The 3,686-nt window shown below is 60.2% G+C and carries 5 protein-coding genes; all 5 read right to left on the bottom strand.

The window, feature by feature from the left end; translation table 11 throughout:
- Positions 1-830 (bottom strand): GDSL-type esterase/lipase family protein (locus tag VI25_RS22870; RefSeq protein ID WP_055562973.1); only part of this gene is annotated, 830 nt, incomplete at its 3' end.
- Entirely contained in the window at positions 823-1,911 is a 1,089-nt protein-coding gene (locus tag VI25_RS22865; protein ID WP_055562972.1) for a sialate O-acetylesterase, read from the bottom strand. The genes VI25_RS22865 and VI25_RS22870, both read right to left, overlap by 8 nt.
- A 20-nt stretch (positions 1,912-1,931) precedes the next feature.
- Positions 1,932-2,204, bottom strand: coding sequence for a hypothetical protein (locus VI25_RS24500; protein WP_055562971.1), 273 nt, complete (start codon positions 2,202-2,204; stop codon positions 1,932-1,934).
- Positions 2,205-2,405: 201 nt separating this feature from the next.
- Positions 2,406-2,642 carry a fibronectin type III-like domain-contianing protein gene (locus tag VI25_RS25520; protein ID WP_072144905.1) on the bottom strand — a complete coding sequence of 79 codons (237 nt, stop codon included), beginning with the start codon at positions 2,640-2,642 and terminating at the stop codon, positions 2,406-2,408.
- Positions 2,582-3,686: glycoside hydrolase family 3 C-terminal domain-containing protein (locus VI25_RS22850; protein ID WP_173664809.1), on the bottom strand; the 1,105-nt coding region annotated here is incomplete at its 5' end. The genes VI25_RS25520 and VI25_RS22850, both read right to left, overlap by 61 nt.

Here is a 3,686-nt window from a genome sequence, read left to right as displayed (position 1 = left end):
GGGTAGTGCCGACGTAGCTTCTGAAGGAACGATAGGTAATTGCGGCAGAACACGGTTGAATCCTGCACGCCGTCGTTCTGGCCCAGGCACACGGTCACCACGTCAGGCTGGTAGCGGCTAAAGTCCCACGGCAGCAGGTTCTCGCGCATGTTAATTTTGTCGTATACCTGGGGCATGACGTAGGGCAAGTTGCAGCAGCTGTGCATCAGGCCAATGCCCGATACGGCCGTGAGTTGCCACTCGGCCCCTAAGGCGCGGGCAGTAGTAGGGCCATAGGCTTGGTAGGCGTTATGCTGATCTTCCCATTTCCCTTTGCCACACGGCACCGACGATTCATCACTACTAGCCCCGCAAGTAATGGAGTTGCCAATGAACTCGATGCGCCGCGTAGGACGGGCCACCGGAGGAAGTAGCTTGGCGCAACGCAACCCCACAAACTCCAGGTAGCCGATGTTCGATTCGGTGTTCTTGCACACGGTGAGCGTATGCACCTTGCCGGGTAGGTTCTCGGCCACGGTTATTGTGTTTTCCTTGGCCGTCAGGAGCAGGCGTGTTGGCTTGCCATCCACCACTACTTCCAGGTAGTTGTGCTTGCCCCACAGCATCTCATCATTGACCACTACTGCGCAAGATGGTCCCGCAAATCGGGCGGTGAAATAGGCCCCCGGTGCCCAGCAGCGAGGCTTTTTGGCGTCCCTAAAATCAATGCGCCCAGTGTACTGGATATACGGGTTGTCGGCAGGGTAGAAGGTAGTAGCTTGGGCTTCGCTACGGCCAAAGTTGGCAGTGACAGCGCTAGTAGCAATACGGAGAAGACGTGTTTCATGCAAGAGACAGGAGCACAGTAAAAGATTCAGGCTTGCTTGCCGCGTCTGCGGGCGCATCGGTACGGAACGGCACCGCTGGCAGGCCCTCGCGGTTGTAGAGGTTGCCGAGCGGGTTGTTGGCCCAGCTGTAGCGCACGGCCACCGGCGCGGGCACGGCCGCGCAGGTCAGCACTACTTCCTTCGGCCCTGCAAGCGTGGCAGTAGCCCAGTGAAACTGCCCATCGGCCCCGGCCACGGCAAAACCACTGAGCGTGGTGGTACCGCTTTTCAGCAGTAGGCCCGAGCCCGTATTGCCGAACATCAGGCGTACTTGATTGCCGTTCATACGCATGCGTTGGAAGGTAGGACCCGCAGCTACTACCTTTTTATCGCCATACGCTACTTGGCGCGCTACCAGGGCTAAGCGGTGGCCCACGTCCTGCTTGTTGGCGGGGTGAATGTCGTCGGGGTCCCCTAGGTCAATGGCCACGGCCATGCCCGTACGGGGTAGAGCCAGGGTCTGCGCCTGGGCTTCGCGCACCTCAGCCCAGTCAGAAGGGCCGGGGAGGGTAGGTCTTGGTGAAGTTGGCGAGCTGCACAAATAAGAAAGGCAACTCGCTCCCCCAACGGCGCGCCAGTTGCGGATAAGGGCCGGAAACAGCGTGCGGTACTGTGCACCCCGGCCGGTATTGCTTTCACCCTGGTACCAGATAACGCCTTTCAGGGCATAAGGCTGCAAGGGCGCAATCATGTCATTGTCGAGCACGACGTAGGCATGTTCTGAGCGTCTTTTTTCTAGTGTAGCAGGGCGAGCAGGACGCTGCGCTAAAGCAGCCAACGGGGCCTGAAAATCGGGCAACTGTTGTAGGGCTTCGGCGCTTACCCAGGCTTCGGCCGGTGTGCCACCCCAGGGGCTGCTGATTATCCCAATGGGCACATGGTAACGCTGGTACAAGTCGCGGGCAAAAAAGTAGGCCACGGCCGAAAAGCTGCCGGCTGTGGCGGGGCTGCATACCTGCCAGTTATAGCCCTCATTCTCGGTTTGAGGTTGATACGCCACCACTTTCTGCACCGTAAACTGCCGAATCTGCGGGAAGTCGGCCATGGCTACTTCCTGCTCAGCGTTCAGAATAAGCGGATAGCACCGGGCGCAGGCGCGTTTTTGTCGCGCAGCGGCAGTTCCATATTCGACTGACCCGAGGCTAGCCACACGTCGCCTACCAGCACATCATCCACCGTAAGGGTGTTCTGCCCTTTGATGGTAATTGTGTACGGCCCACCGGCCGGCGTGGCGGGTAGGGCTACCTGCCACCGACCGGGGCCGCATTGGGGGTAGCTTGGTAGCTGTGTCCCCGAAACGTCACCGCCACCTGCTCGCCGGGCGCGGCCCACCCCCATACGGGCACAGGCACCTCGCGCTGTACCACCATGTGGTTGCCGACCAGCGCCGGCAAACGCACCGCAGCATGAGCCGCTGAGCCAGTGCCTAGCCAGAGGCCAACAGCATCACCAGTAATGGTTTAGGATTGCTGAGATACATAAAAGAAAGACGAACAGATAATAAGCGGGCATCAGCCAAGATGCCCGCTTAAAGAAAAGCTACTTACCGCCTATTGCCTTCTGAACCGGCGAAGCCGACGCTTGCGTTGTGGTACCAGCGTACCGGAAACGGCGCTGCTGGTCGCCCACGCGCAAGGTGAAAAACCCATCTTCGAGCAGGCGTTGGCCATCGGCAGCAGGATAGCTCAGCGACTGCTGCGGCTGAATGGTGAAGGTCATCTCCCGGCTTTCGCCCGGCTGAAACTCCTGCTTCTCGAAGTGTTTGAGTAGGCGCACCGGCGCGTGATGCGGCCTACCTCGTCGGTCAGGAACCAGAGCACGGCTTCCTTGCCGGGGCGCGTGCCCGTGTTCGTTACGAGCACGGTGGCCCGCACTGGCTTGTTGCCCGTTAGCACCGAGTCGGCTAATTGCAGGTTGCTGTAGCGGAACGTGGTATAGCTCATGCCCGAGCCATACTCCGTGAGCATAGTGCTCTTGATCTTGTTGCCCCGGTTTTCAAAGCCAACCCCAAAGTCACTCAGCTCTAAGCTGTTTTCGTTGTTGTCGTGGTGGTAATTGGCAATGTGGCCGGCTGCCTGCGGGTAGGTGAAGGGCAAGCGGCCGCTAGGATTCACCTTGCCGCTGATGATTTCGGCAATAGCTTGTCCGCCCCCGAAACCCGGCAAGCCGCCCCACAGGACAACTTCTGAGCGTTCGGCCACCGGGCGAATGATATTCGGCCGTCCGCCAATCATGACGAGTACCGTGGGCTTGCCTGCGCCCTGGGCTGTGCGCACCAGCTGCTGCTGGTCGTCGGGTAGGGTCAGGTCGTTGATGTTGCCGAGGCCTTCGGCGTACGGCTTTTCGCCCAGGGCCAGCACCACCGCATCGGCACGACGGGCAGCAGCGGCTATGTTACTCAGCAGCGGCTTGCCGGTAGCATCCTGGTAAGGCATAGTTTCCACCTGCGCATTGGGGTATTCGCGCTTCAGGGCCGTGTAGATGGTCAGGACGTCGGCCGGGTACTGCGCTTCAGCGCGACCTTGCCAAGCCAACGTCCAGCCACCCGCGAGGTTGGCTTTGGAGTCGGCAGCAGGGCCTATGACCAACAGGCGTTTTACCTTGCTAGGAGCTAGGGGTAGGGTGTTCTTTTCGTTCTTGAGCAGTACCACCGACTCGCGGGCCGCCTCCAGGGCATGCTGCTTATGCTCAGGCGCCCCGATGCGGTTGAGGCGGTCGGCGCGGGGTAGGGGGGTGTCGAACATGCCTAGCTCGTCCTTCATTTGGAGCACCCGCCCGGCCGAGAGATTGATGCGCTCCTCCGTAAGACGACCTTCCTGC

Origin of the sequence: Hymenobacter sp. AT01-02 (assembly GCF_000961955.2) — a bacterium.
GTDB classification, from domain to species: domain Bacteria; phylum Bacteroidota; class Bacteroidia; order Cytophagales; family Hymenobacteraceae; genus Hymenobacter; species Hymenobacter mucosus.
The sequence above is the reverse complement of the archived record's forward strand: the minus strand, read 5'-3'. Positions and strand labels throughout refer to the sequence as shown.

Bases quoted from the DNA above. Each gene is read 5' to 3' on its own strand.
- VI25_RS22865 (WP_055562972.1), bottom strand. From the start codon at position 1,911: ATGGCCGACTTCCCGCAGATTCGGCAGTTTACGGTGCAGAAAGTGGTG.
- VI25_RS24500 (WP_055562971.1), bottom strand. From the start codon at position 2,204: ATGGGGGTGGGCCGCGCCCGGCGAGCAGGTGGCGGTGACGTTTCGGGG.